The 22445-nt window shown below is 58.2% G+C and carries 19 protein-coding genes and 2 tRNA genes; 10 read left to right on the top strand and 11 right to left on the bottom strand.

The features are described 5' to 3' along the window. Positions 1-63: 63 nt before the first annotated feature. From L8U58_RS06180 to gyrA, 4 genes are all read right to left on the bottom strand, one after another. Positions 64-136, bottom strand: a tRNA-Ala gene (locus L8U58_RS06180). 66 nt (positions 137-202) lie between these two features. After that, positions 203-279, bottom strand: a tRNA-Ile gene (locus tag L8U58_RS06185). 104 nt (positions 280-383) lie between these two features. Further along, a complete protein-coding gene (locus L8U58_RS06190) occupies positions 384-1019 on the bottom strand; it encodes a DUF3566 domain-containing protein (RefSeq protein ID WP_269954924.1) in 636 nt (211 codons plus the stop codon). Between the two features lie 146 nt (positions 1020-1165). Continuing rightward, complete coding sequence (gene gyrA / locus L8U58_RS06195; protein WP_035007655.1) at positions 1166-3679, bottom strand: DNA gyrase subunit A; 2514 nt, start codon at positions 3677-3679, stop codon at positions 1166-1168. A 412-nt stretch (positions 3680-4091) separates the two neighbouring features. Between gyrA and L8U58_RS06200 the strand changes: the two genes are divergently transcribed. Further along, positions 4092-4802 (top strand): cell surface protein, encoded by a 711-nt coding sequence (locus tag L8U58_RS06200; RefSeq protein ID WP_269954925.1) that lies wholly within the window; start codon positions 4092-4094, stop codon positions 4800-4802. Positions 4803-4909: 107 nt separating this feature from the next. Here the strand turns inward: L8U58_RS06200 and L8U58_RS06205 are convergent, their stop codons facing one another. The 6 genes from L8U58_RS06205 to dnaA all read right to left on the bottom strand — a co-directional run bounded on the left by L8U58_RS06205 (position 4910) and on the right by dnaA (position 13433). After that, positions 4910-5908: an alpha/beta fold hydrolase gene (locus L8U58_RS06205; RefSeq protein WP_269954926.1), complete on the bottom strand. Its 999-nt coding sequence runs from the start codon at positions 5906-5908 to the stop codon at positions 4910-4912. Between the two features lie 9 nt (positions 5909-5917). Beyond that, on the bottom strand, positions 5918-7942 hold the full coding sequence (gene gyrB / locus L8U58_RS06210; protein ID WP_269954927.1) for a DNA topoisomerase (ATP-hydrolyzing) subunit B: 2025 nt from the start codon (positions 7940-7942) through the stop codon (positions 5918-5920). A gap of 114 nt (positions 7943-8056) precedes the next feature. Next, positions 8057-8584, bottom strand: coding sequence for a DciA family protein (locus L8U58_RS06215; RefSeq protein ID WP_043011793.1), 528 nt, complete (start codon positions 8582-8584; stop codon positions 8057-8059). Continuing rightward, a complete protein-coding gene (gene recF / locus L8U58_RS06220; protein WP_269954928.1) occupies positions 8574-9878 on the bottom strand; it encodes a DNA replication/repair protein RecF in 1305 nt (434 codons plus the stop codon). Before recF ends, L8U58_RS06215 begins: the two co-directional genes overlap by 11 nt. 34 nt (positions 9879-9912) lie before the next feature. After that, positions 9913-11097: a DNA polymerase III subunit beta gene (gene dnaN / locus L8U58_RS06225; protein ID WP_269954929.1), complete on the bottom strand. Its 1185-nt coding sequence runs from the start codon at positions 11095-11097 to the stop codon at positions 9913-9915. 614 nt (positions 11098-11711) lie between these two features. Further along, positions 11712-13433: a chromosomal replication initiator protein DnaA gene (gene dnaA / locus L8U58_RS06230; RefSeq protein ID WP_035006668.1), complete on the bottom strand. Its 1722-nt coding sequence runs from the start codon at positions 13431-13433 to the stop codon at positions 11712-11714. Positions 13434-14194: 761 nt separating this feature from the next. Between dnaA and rpmH the strand changes: the two genes are divergently transcribed. The 9 genes from rpmH (at position 14195) to L8U58_RS06275 (ending at position 21257) form a co-directional block, all read left to right on the top strand. After that, positions 14195-14338 carry a 50S ribosomal protein L34 gene (gene rpmH, locus L8U58_RS06235; protein ID WP_005292556.1) on the top strand — a complete coding sequence of 48 codons (144 nt, stop codon included), beginning with the start codon at positions 14195-14197 and terminating at the stop codon, positions 14336-14338. An 80-nt stretch (positions 14339-14418) separates the two neighbouring features. Beyond that, a complete protein-coding gene (rnpA, locus tag L8U58_RS06240; protein WP_269954930.1) occupies positions 14419-14808 on the top strand; it encodes a ribonuclease P protein component in 390 nt (129 codons plus the stop codon). 31 nt (positions 14809-14839) lie between these two features. Continuing rightward, positions 14840-15097 carry a membrane protein insertion efficiency factor YidD gene (gene yidD, locus L8U58_RS06245; protein ID WP_269954978.1) on the top strand — a complete coding sequence of 86 codons (258 nt, stop codon included), beginning with the start codon at positions 14840-14842 and terminating at the stop codon, positions 15095-15097. A gap of 28 nt (positions 15098-15125) precedes the next feature. After that, on the top strand, positions 15126-16100 hold the full coding sequence (gene yidC / locus L8U58_RS06250) for a membrane protein insertase YidC (protein WP_034966598.1): 975 nt from the start codon (positions 15126-15128) through the stop codon (positions 16098-16100). A gap of 319 nt (positions 16101-16419) precedes the next feature. Next, a complete protein-coding gene (gene rsmG / locus L8U58_RS06255) occupies positions 16420-17088 on the top strand; it encodes a 16S rRNA (guanine(527)-N(7))-methyltransferase RsmG (RefSeq protein WP_035006671.1) in 669 nt (222 codons plus the stop codon). A 128-nt stretch (positions 17089-17216) separates the two neighbouring features. Then, on the top strand, positions 17217-18158 hold the full coding sequence (locus tag L8U58_RS06260) for a ParA family protein (RefSeq protein ID WP_034981369.1): 942 nt from the start codon (positions 17217-17219) through the stop codon (positions 18156-18158). An 86-nt stretch (positions 18159-18244) separates the two neighbouring features. Next, positions 18245-19468, top strand: a complete 1224-nt coding sequence (locus L8U58_RS06265) for a ParB/RepB/Spo0J family partition protein (RefSeq protein WP_269954979.1) — start codon at positions 18245-18247, stop codon at positions 19466-19468. Between the two features lie 15 nt (positions 19469-19483). Further along, positions 19484-20065, top strand: coding sequence for a nitroreductase family protein (locus L8U58_RS06270; protein WP_034972665.1), 582 nt, complete (start codon positions 19484-19486; stop codon positions 20063-20065). A gap of 301 nt (positions 20066-20366) precedes the next feature. Next, positions 20367-21257, top strand: coding sequence for a hypothetical protein (locus L8U58_RS06275; RefSeq protein WP_269954931.1), 891 nt, complete (start codon positions 20367-20369; stop codon positions 21255-21257). On the opposite strand, the gene L8U58_RS06280 is transcribed toward L8U58_RS06275, so the two are convergent. Further along, positions 21231-22418 (bottom strand): N-acetylmuramoyl-L-alanine amidase, encoded by a 1188-nt coding sequence (locus tag L8U58_RS06280; protein WP_269954932.1) that lies wholly within the window; start codon positions 22416-22418, stop codon positions 21231-21233. The two genes, L8U58_RS06275 and L8U58_RS06280, sit on opposite strands and share 27 nt — an antisense overlap. Positions 22419-22445 lie beyond the last annotated feature (27 nt).

The following is a 22445-nucleotide window of genomic DNA, read 5'->3' on the forward strand; positions in this document are numbered from 1 at the left end:
AACAAAACAGTCAGGGCTTTGCTAGGAGTGTTCCCGGCAAAGCCCTGACCTGCATTTTTGTTGTGGAGCATAGGAGAATCGAACTCCTGACCTTCTGCTTGCAAAGCAGATGCTCTACCAATTGAGCTAATGCCCCTTTGACTATCGAACCAAGCTTCCGAAACTATATCAGACGCTTTTATCTCTAGCGAAGAGTGTTCGATGGTGGGCCTAGGAGGACTTGAACCTCCGACCTCTTCGTTATCAGCGAAGCGCTCTAACCGCCTGAGCTATAGGCCCTCGAACGAGTAGAAACATTACCCACCATTCCAGCCAATCACCAAATCGCCTGGTTAGATGCGGTTTTTGTGGTTGGAAAGTGGGCGTCAGAAATACTAGAAAGACTAGCGATCCAGCTGGATGCGCACACCGCCAAGAATGCTCGACGACGCGTTGTAAATCAGCGCGGCGATGGGCGCGAGAAGGGTGAAGAGAACGACCTCGAAAAGACCCAAGGCAACAACACCACCGAAGTACATACCGGCAGAGAACCCGGAGGAGTTCGTGAGGTCACCGACAAGCGAATCCAGGCGATCCCACGTGCCCGCAGCGCCGAGGACGATGTAGATCAACGCCATTGCCACAAACCACACCGCAAACAGCGCCAGATTGAAGATCAGGGCCATCTTGAGGGCACTGATCGGCTCGATGTACGTGACGGTGCGCTGTACGCCTCGCTTGGCTGGGTTGCCGGGCTTGGAGGGCTTGTCCGTGGTGCTCTTGTCCTGAGCGGCGTTCGCTGTGTTAGCGGCGTTGCTTGCGGTGCCGGCGGTGTCGGCGGTGTCAGCCTGGGGCGCAGGCTGCGACGGCTGAGACTGTGCAGGCTGCGCAGGCTGAGCGACCTGCTGAGCCTTGGCAGTCTGCTCGGTCGCTGCTTTATCCGCGGGCTTACCGGCATTCTTGGCGTTACCGGAGTTCTTGGTATTGCCAGCCTTACCGGTATTGGGCTTGCCGGTCGGCGGGGGCGTTTTGTGCGTCATCGCATCTCCGTACTTGTTCGTACTCGTCGGTGCTTTTTTGTGCCTTATACGACAGTAGCCTAGCGGTATCGACCACCAGGCTACGTAGAGTTAGGGATTACCCAACGGGCTTACTCGGCTTGTTCCACCTGCTGGGCCTACCTGGACTACTTGGAATCTGCCTCTGCCTTCGCGGTGGCCTCGGCGGACTCTTCAGCCTCTTCCTCCACGTTGCGGTCCACGGCAACCAGCTCGTTGCCCTTGGCTAGATCCACCAGACGCACGCCCATGGTCGCGCGGCCACTGTTGCGGATCTGGCTGACTTCGGTGCGGATCACACCGCCGTTGGAGGTCATGGCCAGGATCTCGTCGTCGTTGTTAACCGTCAGCGCGCCGATCAGCTTGCCACGCTTCTTGTCGTACTTGAACGCAACCACTCCCAGGCCACCGCGGCCCTTCGTCGGGTACTCCTCCATCGGGGTGCGCTTGCCGTAGCCACCGGAGGTAGCCACGAAGAGGGACGAACCTTCCGACACGACCGTCAGGGCCAGCAGCTGGTCCTCTTCGCGGAAGCGCATGCCCTTCACACCAGCGGTGGCGCGACCCATCGGGCGCAGCGTTTCATCGTCAGCGGTGAAGCGCATGGCCTGACCCTCTTCGGAGACCAGCAGTAGGTCGTCCTCGGCGGTGCAGAGCTGCGCACCGACCAGGCGGTCGCCTTCGTTGAGGTTGATGGCGATCAGGCCACCGGAACGGGCTGTATCGTAATCCGTCAGGCGGGACTTCTTCACCCGGCCATGTGCGGTAGCCAGCACCAGGTACGGGGCATCCTCGTAGGACTGGATCTGGATGACCTGTGCGATCTGCTCGCCCGGCTGGAACTCCAGCAGGTTAGCCACGTGCTGGCCACGAGCGGTGCGGGTGGCCTCCGGCAGCTCGAAGGCACGCAAACGGTACACGCGACCGAAGTTGGTGAAGAACATGATGGTGTCGTGCGTAGAGCAGACGAAGAAGTGGCGCACCACATCGTCCTGCTTCAGCTCGGCTCCGCGCACGCCCTTGCCGCCACGGCGCTGGCTGCGGTAACTATCCACCTTCGTGCGCTTCGCGTAGCCCGTGGAAGTGATCGTCACGACCACGTTCTCGCGGGCGATCAGGTCTTCCTCGGATACGTCGCCGGAAGCGGCGATGATCTGGGTACGGCGCTCGTCACCGTACTTATCCACGATCTCTGCCAGCTCGGCGCGGACGATGTCGCGCTGGCGCTGCGGGGATTCCAGGATCGCCTTCAGATCAGCGATAGTCTCCTCCAGCTCTGCCAACTCGTCGATGATCTTCTGGCGCTCCATGGCGGCCAGGCGGCGCAGCTGCATGGCCAGGATGTGGTCGGCCTGAACCTCGTCGACATCCAACAGGTCGATCAGGCCGGTGCGGGCCTCATCCACCGTCGGGGAGCGGCGGATTAGGGCGATGACCTCATCCAGCATGTCCAGTGCCTTCACCAGGCCACGCAGGATGTGGGCGCGCTTCTCGGCCTCATCCAGGCGGTACTGGGTACGGCGCACGATTACGTCGATCTGGTGGTCCACGTAGTGGCGCAGCATCTGGTCCAGGCGCAGGGTGCGCGGCACGCCGTCGACGATGGACAGCATGTTGGATCCGAAGCTGGTCTGCAGCTGGGAGTGCTTGTACAGGTTGTTCAGCACCACGCGCGGCACAGCGTCGCGCTTCAGGGTAATGACGATGCGCATACCCACGCGGTCGGAGGATTCGTCGTCGATCTTGGAGATGCCGGCGATCTTGCCGTCCCGAATCTGTTCGGCAATCGAGGCCACCAGGTTGTCCGGGTTGACCTGGTACGGCAGCTCGGTGATGACGATGATCTGGCGGTTGCCCTCTTCCTCGATGCTGGTCACGCCACGCATGCGGATGGAGCCACGGCCGGTGCGGTAGGTGTCCTGAATACCCTTGTCGCCGACGATCAGGCCGGCGGTCGGGAAGTCCGGTCCCTTCACGCGCTCCATGCAGGCTTCCAACGCGTCGGCCTCTTCGGCCTCCGGGTTGTCGAGCAGCCAGTAGATGGCCTCCGCCAGCTCGTTCAGGTTGTGCGGCGGGATGTTCGTGGCCATACCCACGGCGATGCCGCCGGAGCCGTTCATCAACAGGTTCGGCACGCGGGACGGCAGCACGGTCGGCTCGGTAGTCTTGCCGTCGTAGTTGGGCTGGAACTCGACGGTGTTTTCGCGGATGTCGCGCACCATCTCCATCGCCAGGGGCGTCATGCGGCACTCGGTGTAACGCATGGCGGCCGCGCCGTCGTTGCCGCGGGAACCGAAGTTACCCTGGCCGTCGACCAGCGGGTATCGCATCGACCATGGCTGTGCCAGGCGCACGAGGGTGTCGTAGATCGCGCTGTCGCCGTGCGGGTGGTAGTTACCCATCGTGTCGGCGACGGGCTTGGCGGACTTCACGTAGCTGCGCTCGGGGCGGTAACCGTTGTCGAACATCGCGTAGAGGATGCGCCGGTGCACGGGCTTCAGACCGTCACGGACTTCGGGCAGGGCGCGTCCGACGATCACGCTCATGGCGTAGTCGATGTAGCTGGACTTCATTTCCTCCTGCAGATCGATGGGGGTAACCCGATCAAAGAGGTTGTCGCTACCGTTGTTGTCGTCGCTCACTGTTTTGAGAAGCCTTTCTGTTTAGCCTTCAGACCTATCCATTCTACCCCCTTGTTGCGGGTTTACTGTGCTTTGAAGGCTTTGGGACGCCACCTTTCCCGCCCCTCTAAGGGAATTCGAAACGCGAAACTCGGCACCGCTCGATCCATTTTTCTTCGCATGAATTCGCAGGTCACAACCGCTGCACCCCTATATGTGGGTATCCCTCTGGGGCTGATGTGAATCTTGCGCACAGCTGAAAAATGGCTTTGACCTCTTGATTTATCAATAAGTACCCAATAAATGCCCTGGACAGGCGTTTTTGTAATTTCTAACGCTGACAAACCAAAAAGCAGAGATTAGCTTAAGAATGTCCGACGTTTCACCTCGAAGCCAAATGGTTTGGCTACACACGAGAACACAGGAGAAAAACATGAAGCTGTCTAAGAAGATCACCGCTACCGCCGCTGCTACCGCTCTGGCTTCCGCAGCCCTGCTGACCCCGGTCGCTAACGCCGAGCCGACCTCCACCACCGACACCGCCACCCAGCCGACCGACACCGCCACCCAGCCGACCACCGCCACCACCACCCCGGCACCGTCCACCACCACCCCGGCACCGTCCACCACCACCCCGGCACCGTCCACCACCACCCCGGCACCGTCCACCACCACCCCGGCACCGTCCACCACCACCCCGGCACCGGACAAGGACAAGGGCAAGAAGGAAGTCGAGCTGACCGAAAAGCAGAAGAAGATCGCTGCCGGCGTTGCAGGTGGCATCACTGCCCTGGGCGTTCTGGGTGCAGTCCTGGGTAACTCCGGCGACAAGGCTGAGGATAAGGCTAAGTCTGAAGAGAAGAAGGACGACAAGAAGAAGGACGATGCCAAGGCTGAGGCTCCGAAGGCTGACGCAAAGGGCGGCGAGAAGGCTGACGCTAAGGGCGAGGCTATGCCTGAGGCACCTGCCGCTGAGGCAAAGGGCGAGGCTATGCCCGCAGCTCCGAAGGCTGAGGCTCCGGCAGAGCGCAAGGTTCAGCTGGCTAACACCGGCGTTAAGCCGGAGATCTCCATCCTGGCTGGCCTGGCTCTGATCTCCATGATCGCCGGCGCTTGGATGATGTTCGCTCGCCGCGAAGCATAAGGCACGCTTCTCAAGGCACCAGCGACAACGTTCGCTTAAGCACTAACCCGCGCCCCTTCACAACCCGAAGGGGCGCGGGTATTTGCGTTCTTTAGCCGCCACCCTGGCTACTTGGCGATCTCTCGCCAGAATTCCTCCAGCCGATCGGAAACCAGCTTCGGCTCCCGCGCCCACCGGTTGTGGCCTAGCTGCGAATCCAGCTCCTCCACCTTCACCTGCGCCGCCGGAAGCTCGTCCGCCAAGTGCTGCGCCGAAGCCAAGGGACAATCCTCATCATTGGCACAACGCGTAAACAGCACCGGCAAACGCACGGACTTCTTCGCCTCTTCGTAGTCCATGTCCTGATCCCGCAGCTTATGCAGCCGGTTCGTCTGCCCGTAGCGGAACCACTCTCGAAGTTGAACCCCCGATTGCCGGCCATACCCCGCCAAATCCAGCGCACCGGCGGGTTGATATCCGAACAACAGAATATTCAGCATGATCTGGTAAGTACCCCATTGCAACCGCATGCGCTGCTTCCCCTTAAACCCCTTGTAGTATGGCGTGCCGGAACCCACGCCCATCATTCCGCGAATGCCCAGCTCCTCGGCCTCGGGTCGGGCAAGAAATAGCGAGCCGATCTGTCCGCCCATCGAATGGCACAGCATTAACGTGGGGTGATTTCTATTGACGCCCAACGCCTCCTTCGCCGCCCGAATCGTTCGCGGATAATCCCCAGAAGCCAGATGGTGGTAACCCCACTTGTGCTTTCGGCTGGCTCGCGCCGTGGACGAACCCTGGCCACGCAATTCGCCGGTAATCACCGGGAATCCGCGGTCGGCCAACTCCCATGCAATGGGGTCATAATAGCGGGCACCCATTCCAAAGCCGGGCCACACCACAATCACGGGTCGCGCATGATCCCACGCAGCATCCACTGGGCTGTGTGCTGGGATTGTGGCGTGGCCGGGGGCGGTGGCGTCACTACCCTCCCCTACCTTCGGCGTACCGGGTAGAAACAGGCGCACCTGCGAGGTGGTGCCGTCCGCCATCGTGACCGGCAGCAAAGCAGGCTCGCGGCGCTGCGGAGTTCGAGTGGTTTTCGCTTGGTGTTTCGAATCGCTCACAACACTTGATTAAACATCAAGGAAGCGAACGTCGCGGGCGTTCTTGGTGATGAAGCTGCGGCGGGCCACAACGTCGTCGCCCATGAGGACGCTGAAGATCTCATCGGCAGCGGCCGCATCCTCCAGGTCCACGCGGCGCAGGGTGCGCACCGTCGGATCCATGGTGGTCTCCCACAACTCCTTGGCGTTCATCTCGCCCAGACCCTTGTAGCGCTGGATGCCGTCGTCCTTGTTGATCTTGCGGCCCTGCGCCAGGCCCTCTTCCAGCTGCTGGTCGCGCTCGCGGTCGCTGAAGGCAAAGCCCGGCTCGCCCTTGGCCCACTTCAGCTTGTACAGCGGCGGTTGGGCCAGGTAGACATAGCCTTCCTCCACCAGTGGGCGCATGAAGCGGAACAGCAGGGTCAGCAGCAGCGTGGCGATGTGCTGGCCGTCAACATCAGCGTCGGCCATCAGCACGATCTTGTGGTAACGCAGCTTCTTAATGTCAAACTCGTCGTGGATGCCGGTGCCCAGGGCAGTAATGATTGCCTGGACCTCGTTATTCTTCAGCACCTTATCCATGCGCGCCTTCTCGACGTTCAGGATCTTGCCGCGCAGCGGCAGGATGGCCTGGTACATGGAATCGCGACCGGACTTTGCGGAGCCACCTGCGGAATCGCCCTCCACGATGTACAGCTCGCTGAGCTTCGGGTCGCGGGAACGGCAGTCCGCCAGCTTGCCCGGCAGACCACCGATGTCGGAGGCCGACTTGCGGCGCACCATGTCGCGCGCCTTGCGGGCAGCATCGCGTGCGTGCGCAGAGGCCACTGCCTTTTCGACGATGGCCTTCGCCTCAGCCGGGTTGGCATCCAGCCAATCCGCCAGGTGTTCATTCACTGCCCTTTGCACGAAGCCCTTGATCTCGGTGTTTCCGAGCTTGGTCTTCGTCTGGCCCTCGAACTGCGGATCACCGACGCGCACGGAAATGACGGCCGCCAGGCCCTCACGCACGTCATCGCCGCTGAGTTTCGGATCCTTGGCCTTCAGCAGCTTGTGGTCGCGGGCGTAGCGGTTCATCAGGGAGGTCAGCGCTGCACGGAAGCCTTCTTCGTGCGTGCCACCTTCGAAGGTATTGATGGTGTTCGCGAAGGTGTGGACGGACTGGCTAAAACCACTGTTCCATTGCAGGGCAACCTCTACCTCGTGATCTTCCTCAGCCACGTCGAAAGAAACGATGGTCGGGTGGATCGCGGTGCGCTTACGGTTTATGTAGGCGACGTAATCCTTGAGGCCCTCCGGGTAGTGGAACACGCGCGTGCGCGGGCCCTTTTTCTTCTCCGCCTCAGCGGCCTTTTCTTCCGCGGACTTCGGAGCTGCCGCATCCTCGGCTGCGTTCTCCAGCTCCTCATCGTCCTCGAGGTGCTCGCGCTCATCGATCAGCTTGATGGTCAGACCCTTGTTCAGGAAAGCCATCTCTTGCAGGCGCTTTGCCACCGTGTCGAAGTTAAACTCGACGGTCTCAAAGATCTCTGGGTCCGGCCAAAAACGCTGTGTCGTGCCGGTTCCGCGGGCCTTCTTGACCTGCTGCAGCTCCTCGGGCACCGCCATCTCGAAGTTTTGACGCCACAGGTACCCATCGCGCTTAATCTCAGTTTCCATGCGGGTCGACAGGGCGTTAACCACCGAAATACCCACACCGTGCAAACCACCGGATACTGCGTAGGAGTCCGAGTCGAACTTACCGCCGGCGTGCAGCTGCGTCATGACAACCTGCACGGTCGGCGGGCCAGTCGGGTGATCCTCCACCGGGATGCCACGACCGTCATCGACAACCTGCACGCCACCGTCGGCCAGCAGCGTAACGCTGACCTCCTTGGCGTAGCCCGCCATAGCCTCATCAACCGAGTTGTCCACAACTTCCCACACCAGGTGGTGCAGGCCGCGCTCACCGGTGGATCCGATGTACATACCTGGACGCTTGCGGACAGCCTCCAGGCCTTCCAGGATTGTAATCGAGCTCGCGCCGTAGTTGCTTTGCTTCTGTGGTTCAGCCACGGTGGGTCAAACTCCTTTTCTCGCGCGCGTAAATAACCACCCCATTCTACCGCGTCGGAGCCCTAAAGGCGCCATTGGACAGGCCGTTTGGGCCGATCGATGTGCTGGAAACCTTTATCCGAAGTCATCCCGTGGGCCACGACCCTTCACGCGGAGCTTGCCATACTTCGGCCGCCGGATGTTCGGTCCCTCGATCCGCAACTGCGCCACCACGTCCTCCCCGGCACGCTTGGCGATGGCCTGCAGAATCACGGTCTGCATGTACCGCAGTTGCGTAGTCCACGGAGTGGAATCGCACTCCACCACCAGAATCTGCGCCTCTTCTTCGTAACGCACCGGCCGGGTGTGTTCAGCAATCTTGTCGCCCACCAGCTCCGGCCAGGCGTTCATGATCCGTGCGACGCTGACGCGCTGCTGCCAGCCCTGGCGCTTGATCTCCCTCCCGATTAGCGCACCGAAACGCTTCGGATCGCGATAGCTGCGGTCAAGGCGCCCATCCAAACGGGTCTTGTATCTGGTGGCTCTACCAGGTGTTTTCTTCTTGTCTTTTCTTGGTGACGCCACCGTCGGCAACTCGGCCTGCGGGGAACCACCAGCCTTCTTCATAGCAGCGAGGGCCTGGGCTACCGGATCAATCGCCATCGTTCTCGCCCCCCTTCACGCTGCGCGCCGCGACACCCTCAACCTCAGTAGCTCCCATGTCGTCGGTCGCAGAAGCCTTGAGCTCGTCAATAGTGTAAATCTTCGCCACATCCCGCAGTGCCTCTGGGATGTCTTCGTCCACCGCAGCCGTAATGAGGACTTGCTCGGCGCTGGAGATGAGGTCGATGAGGTGGTGGCGTCGTGAAGAATCGAGCTCCGCGAAGACATCGTCGAGGATAACGACGGGCTCAACCCCATCCCCGCGCTGCATAAAAAAGGCAGCGAGGCGCAGCGACAGGGCGAAAGACCAGGATTCGCCGTGGGAGGCATAGCCCTTGGCCGGCTGCTGACCGAGCATCAATTTCAGATCATCGCGGTGGGGGCCAAGCAGCGTAGTTCCGCGTTCGACCTCCTGGGAGCGCTTAGCGGCGAAGACCTGCAAGAGCGTGGCCTCAGCGATCTCGGGGCTGAGCAGTGCCGTTGGCTGGTCGGGTTCGCTGGTGCCAAGGTAAATGCCCAGCTCAGCCAGTTCCGGATCAATGGTCGAGGTGTAAGCCATGTGCGCCGGACGCGACTGCGGAGCCAACGACTGGTAGGTCTGCTGCAGATGAGGAGCCAGATCGTGGACGATCTGCACACGGGCTGACATGATCTGCGCGCCGAGCGCGGCCAATTGCGTATCCCACACGTCGAGGGTGGCAAGGGCCGACTCGGCATCAGTTTTGATTTCCTCCGAGAGGTTGTGGCTAGCCCCCTTCGGCGCGCCGACAACAAGGCGCAGGGCAAAGGCCGACTGACGAAGCAGGGCGTTGCGCTGGCGCAGGGCCTTGTCGTAGTCCGCTTTCACCGCAGCTAGGCGCGGGTAGCGGGCGATCATGATCGTATCCAGGAAATGGCGGCGCTGCTCCGGTTCACCCCGGATCAAAGCGAGATCTTCCGGGGAGAACAACGTTGTACGAACCACCCCAAGGATTTCGCGCGGAGAGTTCATGGCTGCCCGATTGATGTGCGCACGGTTGGCGCCCCGCGCCCGAATAGCCAGATGAGCAGTGAGTTCGCGACCGTTGTTGACAGCGGTGGCGGACACGTTGGCCAGATCCGCGCCACGCCGCACCAGGGCCGCATCAGTGTTGACGCGGTGGGAGCTGAGGTGGGCCAGATATCCGAGAGCCTCGACAATATTGGTTTTACCGTGGCCGTTAGGGCCGGAAAAGATCGTGATGCCAGGCTTCAATTGCAGGTCGAGTTCCTCCCACGACCTGTAATTACTCAGACGAAGATTCGAGACATACACGGTGAGTCAACGGTAACGCGTCGTTTAACGTCGTTTAGCCCGGAAGGCGAACCGGCATCAGCAGGTAAGTGAAGTCGGTTTCCGGGGTAGCGAAGTTGCCTTCTGCATCGGCTTCCGGCAGGTCACCCGGATCTGGCAGCAGAATTGCCGGGCGGGAGGCCATGGTGAAGCCAAAAACAACGCGCAGCGTGTGGATAGCCGCCAGGCCTTCCTTGAGGTAACTCGGGTTGAAGGCAATGACCAGCGGTTCGCCGGCAAAAGCGCAGTCCAGGGTTTCCGTCGCGGAACCAACATCGCTACCGCCCGCGGACAGGGTGACGGTGTTGTCCTTGAAGTCCATGCGGATCTGCGAATTGCGCTCGGCGACGATGGATACGCGCTTGATGGCCTCTTGCAGTGGGGCGATTTCTACGCTGGCTAGAGCCGTGTGGGTCTTCGGCAGCAGGGGGCGGAACTTCGGGAATTCCGCGTCGAGCAGGCGGGTGGTGGTGTGGCGGGATTCCGTGGAGATGCCGAGCAGGCCGTCCGCACCGATGTCCTCGCCCGTACCCACAGCGATCTCGATCGGATCGGTGTTTGCGGGATCCATGGAACGCGCTGTGTCAGCCAAGGTACGGGCCGGGATGAGGAGCTTCGCCTGCGCATCAGCCTGCGCAGGATTCCACTGGAAGCTGCGGACTGCCAGACGGAAGCGGTCGGTGGCGACCATAATGACATTTTCGCCGTCGATTTCGACATGAACGCCGGTGAGCATCGGCAGGGTATCGTCACGACCTGCAGCCACTGCGACCTGCGCAATCGATTCTGCAAACAGGTTTGGATCGATGGTGCCAGTGACGTCCGGGAGTTCAGGTAGAACCGGGTAGTCCTCGATCGTCATTGCTGGGAGTTCGAACTTAGACTTGCCAGTCTTGAGGGTCACGGTGGTGCCGTCGAACTCGATATTGATCGGTTTATTCGGAAGAGAACCGACGATATCGGAGGCCAGCTTGCCGGCGACAAGAATCTTGCCTGGTTCGTTCACCTCTGCATTGATCCGTACGCGGGTGGAGACCTCGCGATCGAATCCGGAAAGTTCCAATCCATCGTCATCCGCAACGATCATCACACCGCGAAGGATGGGCTGGGTCGGCTTGCTGGGCAGGGAGCGGGCTACCCAACCAAGGGCGGATGCGAAGTCATCCTTGGGAACAATGAAACTCACTGTCTGGCTATCCATGCTCAATTTAACTTCCGTGCTCTCGTGGCTGCTCTCGTTGCTCATACGCGCGAAGCGCATGTTGAGGTTCGTCTGATCAAGATTAACCCACAAGCTCTATTTCTGTTTATTCCCTTTTATTTAAAGAGATAGCAGTCGTAGTAGGTGTTGTGGATCCTGTGCACAAAGCCTAATCCATGCAGTTCGCAGGCCGTGTCGGGATGTTGATGTCTCGGTGGACAAACTGTGAATAACGCTTCTCGCCTGTGGATAACTAGCAAGGCAGGCGGGTTGTACACATGTCATCCACTGCTATATCCCCAGTTTAGGTGCGGTTTTCCCCAACGGTTCAGGGAACGTCTTGTGACGTGTCTAACCTTCACTGCTTTTCCGGTTCGCTGCGAAGCCATGTTCGCCTTACCCCCTAAATTACAAAATTGAAATTACACCTGTGGAAAACCCTGTGGAATTGTGGATAACTCGCCCGAGTCGGGTGCCGCCCAAGGTCAGGGCACAACGAGTAATCCCCAGCCTGCCTGTGGATAACTAAGCAAAACTGGGGATAACTGTGTGTAACTCTGGGCTCACACCCGGATAGCAACAGCTGCTAGGGGGTACAAAGCCACATTGTGGGATTAATCCCGGGCATGGGACTTGATCTTTTGGGTGAGCTCTTGCACCTGATCGAACACCTTCTTGTTCTCCGACAGGGATTCCCGCACCCGCCGTTCCGCATACATGACGGTGGTGTGGTCGCGCCCACCGAAGGAACTTCCCAGTTTCGGCAGCGACAGATCCGTCAATTCGCGGCACAGGTACATGGCGATCTGCCGAGCCTGCACGAACTTCTTGGCCCTTCCCTTGCCCACTAGTTCGTCGGTGGTGAGGTTGAAATAGTTCGCCACAACCTCGATAACGTGCTGAGGCACGATTTCCACGTCTTGATCCGCCGGAGAAATGTCACGCAGCGCAATCTCAGCCGTCTCCACAGTCAGCGGTTCGTGGCTCAGGGCGCAATAGGCAGTCACGCGGATAAGGGCACCGTCCAGCTCGCGGATCGATTTCTCGTAGCGGCTGGCAATGAGGACCTTCACGTCTTCTGGAAGCTGCACATTGTCCGATTCCGCCTTCTTCGTCAGAATCGCAATGCGCGTCTCCAGATCCGGGGTCTGAACATCCGTAATCAACCCGCCCTCGAAGCGGGTGCGCAGGCGATCCTCCAGGGTGGTCAGCTGCCGCGGCGGCCGGTCGGAGCTCAACACAATCTGCTTGTTGGCCTGGTGCAATGCGTTGAAGGTGTGGAAGAACTCCTCCTGCGTGGATTCCTTGTTCTGCAGGAACTGGATGTCGTCGACGATCAACATGTCCAGGTTGCGGTAGCGGCGCTTGAAGGATTCGCGGGTGTCATTCGCAATGGAGTTAATGAAGTCGTTGGTCAGTTCTTCCGAGCTCACATACAGCACCCGCATGTTTGGCTGTAACTCTTTGGCGTAGTGCCCGATGGCGTGCAGCAAGTGCGTTTTGCCCAATCCAGATTCGCCCCAGATAAACAGCGGGTTATATGCCTTGGCCGGTGCTTCTGCGACTGCCCGGCAGGCGGCAGCGGCGAAGTTGTTGGAGGAACCGACGACGAAGCTTTCGAATGTGTAGTTCTTGTTCAGCAGAGAATCGCCATCAAGGCCGTCATTGAAGTTCGACGAAGGTTGCGTCGGCGAACTATGGCGCGCAGCTGACCTGTAGGTTTGCTCCGACGTTGCCTGCTCTTTGTGCGTCCAATGCCGCGGCGTGGGCGACGGGTTGGGGTCGATTCGGTTCTCGCTCGCCGAGTACTGCCCCGCTAACTCATCCGCGTCGTGCTCGCGGCGCTGTTGTGCTTCCTCCGTGGTTGTCTTGTTCTTTTCCTCGGCCTGTGTGACGAGTTGTTCGACCTCTGTATTCGAAAGGTCCTCTGCGGTTGCTACGGACTGTGGTATGGACGCCCCTTCGTGGGTACCGCGCCCAGTTTCACCAGTGCCGTGGGTAGTTTCCTCTGCATCGCTATCCGCAGAATCACCATTGGTGCTGGTGATGGCAAGGCTGACGGACAGATCTAGCCGGGTTTTTAGGACGTGTTTGATGGGATCGATGAGGTCTTGCTCGATCGATTCCTTGGTCCACCTATTGGGGGTCTCCAGAACAACAATGCGACCCATGAGCCCCACCGGTTTAACCTTGCGCAGCAGCGAACGCTGCTTTGGTGAAATCGCTGGTAGATCCGGGTCGGGGGATTCCGAGGAGCTATCAGCAAGCCAGTCGTGCATGATGGCATCCCACATGTCGGGGAAGTGCTCCTCGATGGAGAAGTTCGAATTACTCATAAGGTTTCCGGCTCAGTTGTTCTGTCGTGGGTGTGATTGTGCGTGCGTGGTTATCACTATCGGATAGCAGGAGTTAACTTTTGGGCTATCCAAAAGAATATGGGGGTGTTCGGGTGGCGAACAAAAGCGTGATTGAACCCGGGCTCGAAGATCGTTTTGTTCACTGCCTAGTACACAGAAGGAAATATCCTCTGTCCTGCGTTTCCACACAGTTATGCACACCTGTGGATAACTTCTTTCCACATGTTATCCCCAAGGTACAGGCTCCTTGTGGATAACTCTAATTGAAATCAAAAAAGCGGTCTGACCTGGCATAACTAGGTGTAAAGTAAAGGTTTAACCTTTGGGGGTGGAGGAGTTTTCCACAAGTTATGGAAATATTTGACGAACCAGAGAATCTTCTCTACACACCCGCACTCGACCCCACCGTGACCAGCTCATTTTCCCTCGTACAAGCCACCCAACCCCGAGGTGGGCACCACATAACAAGAGATAGAATCCCGAAAATTTGGCTAACTTCCACCAAGCCACGTATCCTTAGGACGTCTATGGCAACTCATACATGGCGGTGGATCACCACGCTGCCTATCGGGTGCCTCTGGTACCGACGAAAGTCCTCTCGGATGTTGTTGGTACAACTGTCCACTTAAGTTCGTGGGCGTACCGCTGGCATAGCGATGATCCCGGTATCTATGTGCTGGGATGTTTGCTGTTGTGCCTGTAGTGCGCCTACGCCTAAAAACGTTAAGGAGTGAAGTACCGTGGCCAAGGGCAAGCGTACTTTCCAGCCCAACAACCGTCGTCGTGCACGCGTACACGGTTTCCGTACCCGCATGCGTACCCGCGCCGGCCGTGCCATCGTTTCCGCACGCCGCAACAAGGGTCGCAAGTCCCTGACCGCCTAATTAAGGCAGCGGCGCCTCCCCTGTTCCCAACCTTTTAAGGGGCGGGGGCGTAAAGGCGTCATAAAGAAAGAGCCACCACAGTGCTAGCTCCCCAGCACCGGCTTCGATCAACGGCCCTATTCGGGCAGACGATTCGGAAAGGTCGGAAAAAGGGTAGTCGCACTGTGGTGGTTCATGTTTTTGCAGGCGGGGGCGCGCGGGCAGAGGAGTTGCCGGTGCCGCTACAAGAAGCTTCAACAGCGGGACCACGTATGGGGCTGGTCGTTTCGAAGGCTGTGGGAAATGCTGTGACCAGGCACGATACATCTCGAAAGCTGCGGAATGCCTTTCGCGCGGTGCTGGACGAAGGGGAAATCGAGTTCCCCTCGGGCACCTGCGTGGTGATCCGTGCCCTGCCGGCCAGCGCCCGCGCAAGTAGCGAGGAGTTGGTCGCTGATGTGCGAAGCTGCATCCGACGAGCACTCCGCTAAAGATGAATCTCAGGGGGGTTGGGGAACTCAGCTGGCGCGCCGTGCAGTCCTTGGTTACCAAAGTTATCTGTCACCCCTTAAAATGGGGCCAACGTGCCGTTTTGAACCTACGTGCAGCAACTATGCCCTTATCGCGCTGGGCCGCCATGGTCTGGTGAAGGGCACAGTGCTTACGTTGGGTCGATTGGCCCGCTGTGGGCCGTGGCATCCGGGAGGTTGGGATCCTGTCCCGCCTCGTCGTTCACTACGCTCGCGGGTCAGGCGGTGCCTGTCTCGCTGGCTTAAATAGACAAGTTCAGGAGAAACCTCGAGTCGCCATGGATTTTATTTATTATCCAGTGTCGGGCGTTTTGTGGTTCTGGCATAAGCTGTTCAGCTACGTCCTTAGCCCGGATTCGGGTATCACGTGGGCGCTAGCGATCATGTTCCTCGTGTTCACCATCCGTATTCTGTTGGTGAAGCCGATGGCTAATCAGCTGCGTTCCAGCCGCAAGATGCAAGAAATGCAGCCGAAAATGCAGGAGCTGCAACGCAAGTACAAGAATGATCGCCAAACGCTGGCCATCGAGATGCGCAAGCTGCAGAAGGAGATGGGTGTAAACCCACTGGCCTCCTGCTTGCCGATGTTGGTCCAGATGCCGATCTTCCTTGGCCTGTTCCACGTGCTGCGTTCCTTCAACCGCACTGGTGAAGGCATCGGCCAGCTGGGGATGTCGGTTGAGGAGACTCGAAACACCCCGAACTACTTCTTCGGGGTGCACGAGGTTCAGTCTTTCCTGGACGCCCGTATCTTCGGCACTCCCCTTTCCGGCTTCATTTCGATGGATCCGCAGAACTACCGTGCGTTCTCCGCCGATGGATCTGTTGATTTCACGCGTACGAACATCATCCTGGTCGTCGTGCCAATGATGCTTATCGCATCTGTTCTGATGCACTTCTCTGCTCGCATGTCGATGGATCGCGCGGCGCAGCGCCGTAAGGCGAACCCGGCTAAGGCGAACGATCCGAAGGCCCAGCAGATGCAGATGCAGATGGACATGATGCAGAAGCTGATGCTGTGGTTCATGCCTGTTCTGTACTTGCTGGGTGGCTTCGCTTGGCAGGTTGGTCTGGCGCTATACATGGTCACTAACATGACCTGGTCCTACCTCCAGCAGTACTTCCTGTACAAGAAGATGGACGCTGAGGAAGAGGCTGAGAAGGAAGCAATCGCCGCGTCCAAGCGCACTTCGGCACCGAAGGTTGGTGCCCGCCCGGATAACCCTAAGAAGAAGGGCAAGAAACGGAAGTAGCAGTAGCAGCATTAGCCGTCTCAGGCGAATAGCTGTCTTCTATTCCAAGGACCGTCACCGTTGTGGTGGCGGTCTTTTTGTTTTATTGACGCCCTCTCCCCCGGTACCTATATCTTCTATCGTCGTTATTCTTCGGATGCCGCAGCGGTCCAGAGCCTCCATGTTCGCAGGTGCCAGAAGAGAGCTCCTGGGTACGGGGTTTCGCTGCGGTGCCTATAGAATGGATCGAGTAATAAGCGTTGGATGTTTCACGTGAAACGGTTACGAATGTTTCACGTGAAACATTGCTTGATTCCGAGGCTATTGGAGGAGTTTCTAGATGCCAGACCAGGATGATGCAAACCTTCAGAGCTCCGAACTGGGTGAACCGCCAGCTGCTGCCGAGGCAGTCTTTGGTGACCGTCTTCCACTAGCGCGAGCATATGCAGAGTTCCTAGCCACTGCCGGTATCGAAAGGGGTCTCCTCGGTCCGCGCGAAGTGCCGCGCATTTGGGAGCGCCACGTACTCAATTCTGCAGTACTTGGGGAAGTTATCGAGGATGGCGCTCGAGTGATCGACGTGGGTTCCGGAGCAGGTTTGCCGGGCATTCCTTTGGCAATCGCCCGTCCTGACTTGCATGTCCAACTATTGGAGCCCCTCCTCCGTCGCTATAACTTCTTGGCGGAGATCAATGACCAACTTGAACTCGGTTGTGAGGTGGTACGGGGACGGGCTGAGGAACCAGCAGTCGTTAAGCAATTGGGTGGAGCTGATGTGGTTACCTCCCGTGCAGTTGCGCCGCTGGGGAAGCTCGCGAAGTGGTCACTTCCCCTCGTGCGCGTAGGTGGTTCGATGAAGGCGCTCAAGGGCGGTTCTGTGGCCGAAGAGCTTGAGCGGGATGCTAGGGAGATTCGAAAAGCCGGCGGTGGGAATGGAACCATCGAGATGGTCGGTGAGTCTAAGGTGGCGGAGCCAACCCACGTCATTATCATTCCGCGCATTAAGTAAATGGACTTACGCGGGTGTTAGGGGTGACCCTGGCTCTCGTTGTGGGCACTGACCCGCTGCATTATTCTTTACGTACACCCCGATGTTTCACGTGAAACATCGGACTTCGACCTCAAGATTGGACTTAGATGTCGAAATTCGACATGGATGATACACCGATTGCCCGTGCAGCACAGCAGGCCGCCCGCTTGCAAAACCCCAACCGGGACAAGCTTCCAAAGCCGAAAAAGTGCAGGAAGATCACTATTGCCAACCAAAAGGGCGGCGTAGGTAAGACGACTTCTACCGTCAACCTGGCTTGGTCGCTGTCGTTGCTGGGCATGAAGGTTCTAGTCATCGACCTGGATCCGCAAGGTAACGCATCGACAGCGCTTAACGCGGTTCATCATGCGGGTACCCCATCCTCCTACGAGGTTTTGCTCAAGGAGATGACCGTGGATGAAGTCATGCAGCCAAACGACAAGAACGACAATATCTTCTGCGTCCCTGCGACGATCGATCTTGCTGGTGCTGAGATCAACCTGGTCAGCGAAGTTCGTCGCGAGTACCGTCTGTCACAAGCTATTAGCGATGAATGGATTGAGGAACACGGTTTCGACTACATCTTTATTGATTGTCCGCCGTCGCTGGGACTGCTCACGATCAATGCCATGGCGGCTGTGGACGAGGTCCTCATCCCTATCCAGTGTGAGTACTACGCACTAGAAGGCGTGAGTCAGCTCATCGACAACATTGCAATGATCCGCGAGAACTTGAACCCGAATCTGCATATCTCCGGCGTGCTGCTCACCATGTACGACGGTCGCACCCGTCTTTCCCAGAATGTGAGTGATGACGTTCGCACTCACTTCGGTTCTGTCGTGCTGGATAATCATATCCCCCGCAACGTGAAGGTCTCCGAAGCCCCGAGCTATAACATGACGGTTCTGCAATACGACGGTGGTGCCCCTGGTGCCCTGGCGTACTACGACGCGGCTAAGGAGTTCGCTGCGCGCGGGGACTATCTGCCAAGCGCCGAAACAGCACCTATTGGAATCGCCCCTGAGCTACACGATGGAGGTGCCTCATAGTGGGTAAGACAAACAAAAATCGCGGCAAGACGTCAGAAAAGACTGATAAGTCCTCTGACGCTCAAAAGGCTCTGAGTCCCACCCGAATGCCGACCACAACGCGAAAGCCACAGATGCCTTCGCCTAGTGCGGTGGGTAATGCGCGCCGTGGAGGCTTGGGACGTGGCTTAGCTTCACTGATTCCTACGGGGCCGGCTCGTCCGTCACTCGGCGATGGTGCAGCCGACATAGTTCTCGGTAACCGATCGACAGTTGGTAGTGTAGGTTCCTCTCGCGACAGCGTCAAAGCGGCCGCGGAATCGGAAAATAGCGTTACATCCCGAAATTCTAGGGGTACCTCAGGTATAGGCGCGAAACATCACAGTGACGTTTCAGATTCCGATTCGAAATTCTCGCTGGCAACTGAGTCAGCTGTCGGGAGCGCCGGACACGAACCCGTTAATGCTAGTACTGACTCGAATGTTTCACGTGAAACAAACGGCGCGGATTTCGGAGCTTCGTATCAAGAGATCCCGCTTAAGGCCATTCGCACAAACGCTAAGCAGCCGCGTGAAGTGTTTGACGAGGAAGCCCTGGAAGAGCTGGTTCACTCCATCAAGGAGTTCGGCCTCATGCAACCTATCGTTGTGCGTCGTGCGCCGAATGAAGAATCTACCTTCGAGCTCATCATGGGTGAAAGGCGTCTACGTGCGGCCGGCCGCGCTGGGTTCGAGGCTATTCCTGCCATCGTCCGCGAAACAGCAGATGATGAAATGTTGCGGGATGCATTGCTGGAGAATATCCACCGAGTTCAGCTGAATCCTTTGGAAGAAGCTGCCGCCTACCAGCAATTGATGGAGGAATTCGGTGTTACCCAGGAACAACTGGCGAAGAAGATCGGTCGTTCTCGCCCTCTAATCACCAACATGATTCGCTTGCTTCAGCTGCCTGTTTCCGTTCAGCGCAGGGTCGGCGCAGGTGTGCTGAGCGCCGGCCATGCTCGTGCGCTTCTTGGTTTGAAGCTTGGAGCTGACACGCAGGAGAAATTGGCACAGCGCATCGTAAGCGAAGGACTTAGCGTTCGTGCGACGGAGGAAGCTGTCACCCTTTTGAACCGCGGTGAGGAAGCTTCCGCAGCTGCTCGAACACCTAAACGTGGTTCCAATCCCCTTTCGGACGAGGTTAATACTTGGGTCGATAAGGTTTCGGACGCTTTGGATACCAAGGTAACTGTCCAGATGGGGAAGAAAAAGGGCAAGATCGTTGTTGAGTTTGGCGGGCCCGATGATTTCGACAGAATCATTGAGCTGCTAAAGGTCAAGAAGAAATAGAGGAGATAACTCAACATGGCTTTGACGGTAAGTGAGGCAATTGCGCAGCGACGCGCCACTCGCCAGTACAAAGATGCCCCGATCCCGGATGAAACTCTGGATCTTATAGTAAATAACGCATTAGAGGCTCCGAGTGCATTCAACGCGCAGATGCGCGACCTGGTCGTTGTACGTGATCAAGCCGTTAAGCAGGCAATCTTCGATGCTTCCGGTCAGCAACAGTTCCTCGATGCGCCGGTAGTCTTCGTCGTTGTCGGCCGTTCGGAGGTGGTACCCGAGGATGCAGAGGAAATCCTCGGTGCTGAACTAACGGAGAAGGTACGTGGCTTTAATGGTTCGGCGTCTGCTGCGAAGCTACGAGAAATCGGTATCCGCGATGCGATGTTGGTGGCGGGCTTCCTTCTTCTCGCTGCCCAGGAGCAAGGGCTCTCTACCTCCCCAACCACGGGTTGGAACGAGGACGGGGTTAAGAAAGCAATCGGCTTGGAGGCTCGCGACGACCGCTCGATTGCGCTAGTAATTGCTGCTGGTTACGCCGACGAACATCCGGAGCACCCGGGCCGTGCAATTAACCGTCGAGTGGATGACAAGTACTAGAGTCCCCTGAACCTTCAAAAGAGCCCGATGTTTCACGTGAAACATCGGGTCTGTTTTTTCGAACTACTCCGTTTTGCCACGGAGCACAGCGCCGCCCTATAGGATTTCCGTAGATGAGCCCGCTTCAGAACCATTGACCTCGTATACCACTTCGCTAATAGCTTTTCCCCTGCCCAGTGGTGACGCACCGTGACGACTCGCCGTTGACCAGGGTGTTTCCTGCTTGTAAACGGTTCCGCGATGCGGCCCTCTAGGAAGAGCACCACTAACTCACCGAGGAAGACAAAGAGAAAGGAGCACTATGGATATAAGCATTCGGGCTATTACCCCACAGTGCTCCGCGGACATTGAAGCCAGCGCCTCTACTTCGACATTCTGGGAGTTTCCGGCGGGATACGGGAATGGGCACCAAAGTAGCGATGATCCAAGTTTCGATAAGCAGATTTGGTTGCAGAAGGTCCTCATGGAGTGGGGTATCTGTGGCTACACCGCTTTTGTTGGGACTGGAGATGCAGGTACGCGCAAAGTGCCGGCTGCGACGGTATTCTTTGCACCCGCTAGATATATGCAGGGAATCGAGAAGTTGCCGACGGCTCCTATATCGCCAGACGCGATCCTCCTCAGTACCGTTCACGTGGCGCTGCCGTATATGGGTCTCTACCTGGAGCATCAGCTCATCGATACGGTCATTACAGAGGCGCATCGTCGCGGAATCAAGGCAATCGAGTCCTTTGCGCGGGTTGAGGAGCTTGATGAGGAACTGATGCACCAGCTGGAGGGCGCGGGCGCGTTTGAGGCGCGTGACCTAAGCGCCAGCAATCCCGTGGACGATACTGCAGTAGAAAAGGCTCCCAAAGAGCACAGCGCCTTGGAGTCGCTGAAGTACGTACCCGAGTCTTACCGGGGATGGGAAGCAGGTACGGAGACGCCGGATCCAGATGAGGATGTTCTAGATTACGCCCCGATGCTCTCGGAGGACATCCTCGAGGCGGAGGGATTCAAGGTAGTCAGGAACCACAGCACGTTCCCCCGTTACCGCTTGGAAATCGGTGGCTCGCATTCCCTCTTTGGAGACTTTGCGGAGGAAGACCACGTCCAGGTTAATGGTCCAGAGCGCCTATCCACGGTAATCGGTGGAAAGCAGGCCTCCAGACCTGTTGGGAACCTACTTATGCGGAAGCTCTTCCTGTAGCAGCTCCACAAAGCTGAATGTGCCGGTCGCGTGGACATCCTTATCCAGCAGGTAGAGGCGCTTCACAGCTACGACGATCGCTTCGGCGATGGTGTCACGCATCGCAGGATCGCTGAGGATCTGCACATCCTTTGGGCTGGTGAGGTAACCCGGTACAACCTGGACGGTCGGCATGCTCGTTAGCCGCAGAATATCCCAGGTCTGGCCGTGGTTATAGCAGTTCTGTAGCGGGGTTCGGGCGACGATTTCACGCTGAATGAAGCCGGACAGCTTCTCACCCACCATGGACGAGTACCCCGTCAAAGAACCGAAGTAGAAGGTGGCCGCGCCATTGGCTTTCGCGTTCGGATAAATGTCAGTGCGCAGGGAGATCATCACATCCGCGCCGAAAGCATTCGCAATACTCGCGCGATCCTGATTAGTGGGGTTTGCCGATCGTGGGCGGGAAAGGATAGTTTCCATTCCCGCGGAAATCATGCGACCCTCTACGCGACCAGCCAAATCCCAGAGAATCTCCTCCTCGGAGATTTGACCGTAGGGTCCATCAACGATGTATCCCTTGCTCGAACCGCCAAGGCCGGGGTCGATGACAACTCGCTTACCCGTGAGCTGTGGGCCCGCGGAACGGATCTGTTCCTTCTCACGAATAGATTGTGGGGATCCCCCAGTAATCCGACGACCGAGGTAAGAAAGCGCCCGCAGAGTATCTGGACCCACAACTCCGTCGTTCGTCAGCCCGTAGTTCAGCTGGTAGTTAACGACAGCGGAGTGTGTACGGGGACCGAAGTGGCCGTCCACGCGGCTGGTGTAGAAGCCAAGGTCGTGTAGCTGAGTCTGCAGCTGCGCGACGTCATCCCCCACGAACTGATTGCTCTGCAGCGACAACACACGGGCCCCCAGCGTGTAGGAGGCCTCTCGCAGCGCTCGCAGAGTGCCCGGAGTGATGGTTCCGTCGGCGATGATGCCACGCTGCTGCTGAAAAGCTTTCAGCGCCTCGACCAGCTCGTCATCGAAGAACTCCTCGGCGCTGGTCCAGCGTTGCGCTTTACTGCCGGTGGTGTCTCCCTCGTACCCTTCGAGCAGCCCGAGGCGCGCCAAGGTGCCACGGACCTCAGCGACGCGCGGGCTACGGTCGCCGGCGTGGAGAAACAAACGATCCACTGGGTTCAACACTCCAATTCTTCAAAG

Origin of the sequence: Corynebacterium macclintockiae, from assembly GCF_027570165.1 — a bacterium.
GTDB classification, from domain to species: domain Bacteria; phylum Actinomycetota; class Actinomycetes; order Mycobacteriales; family Mycobacteriaceae; genus Corynebacterium; species Corynebacterium macclintockiae.

Excerpts from the sequence above, each read along its gene's own strand:
- L8U58_RS06190 (WP_269954924.1), bottom strand. The coding sequence starts at position 1,019 with ATGACGCACAAAACGCCCCCGCCGACCGGCAAGCCCAATACCGGTAAG.
- L8U58_RS06200 (WP_269954925.1), top strand. The coding sequence starts at position 4,092 with ATGAAGCTGTCTAAGAAGATCACCGCTACCGCCGCTGCTACCGCTCTG.
- L8U58_RS06215 (WP_043011793.1), bottom strand. The coding sequence starts at position 8,584 with ATGGCGATTGATCCGGTAGCCCAGGCCCTCGCTGCTATGAAGAAGGCT.
- dnaN (WP_269954929.1), bottom strand. The coding sequence starts at position 11,097 with ATGGATAGCCAGACAGTGAGTTTCATTGTTCCCAAGGATGACTTCGCA.
- dnaA (WP_035006668.1), bottom strand. The coding sequence starts at position 13,433 with ATGAGTAATTCGAACTTCTCCATCGAGGAGCACTTCCCCGACATGTGG.
- yidC (WP_034966598.1), top strand. The coding sequence starts at position 15,126 with ATGGATTTTATTTATTATCCAGTGTCGGGCGTTTTGTGGTTCTGGCAT.
- rsmG (WP_035006671.1), top strand. The coding sequence starts at position 16,420 with ATGCCAGACCAGGATGATGCAAACCTTCAGAGCTCCGAACTGGGTGAA.
- L8U58_RS06260 (WP_034981369.1), top strand. The coding sequence starts at position 17,217 with ATGTCGAAATTCGACATGGATGATACACCGATTGCCCGTGCAGCACAG.
- L8U58_RS06265 (WP_269954979.1), top strand. The coding sequence starts at position 18,245 with ATGCCGACCACAACGCGAAAGCCACAGATGCCTTCGCCTAGTGCGGTG.
- L8U58_RS06270 (WP_034972665.1), top strand. The coding sequence starts at position 19,484 with ATGGCTTTGACGGTAAGTGAGGCAATTGCGCAGCGACGCGCCACTCGC.
- L8U58_RS06275 (WP_269954931.1), top strand. The coding sequence starts at position 20,367 with ATGGATATAAGCATTCGGGCTATTACCCCACAGTGCTCCGCGGACATT.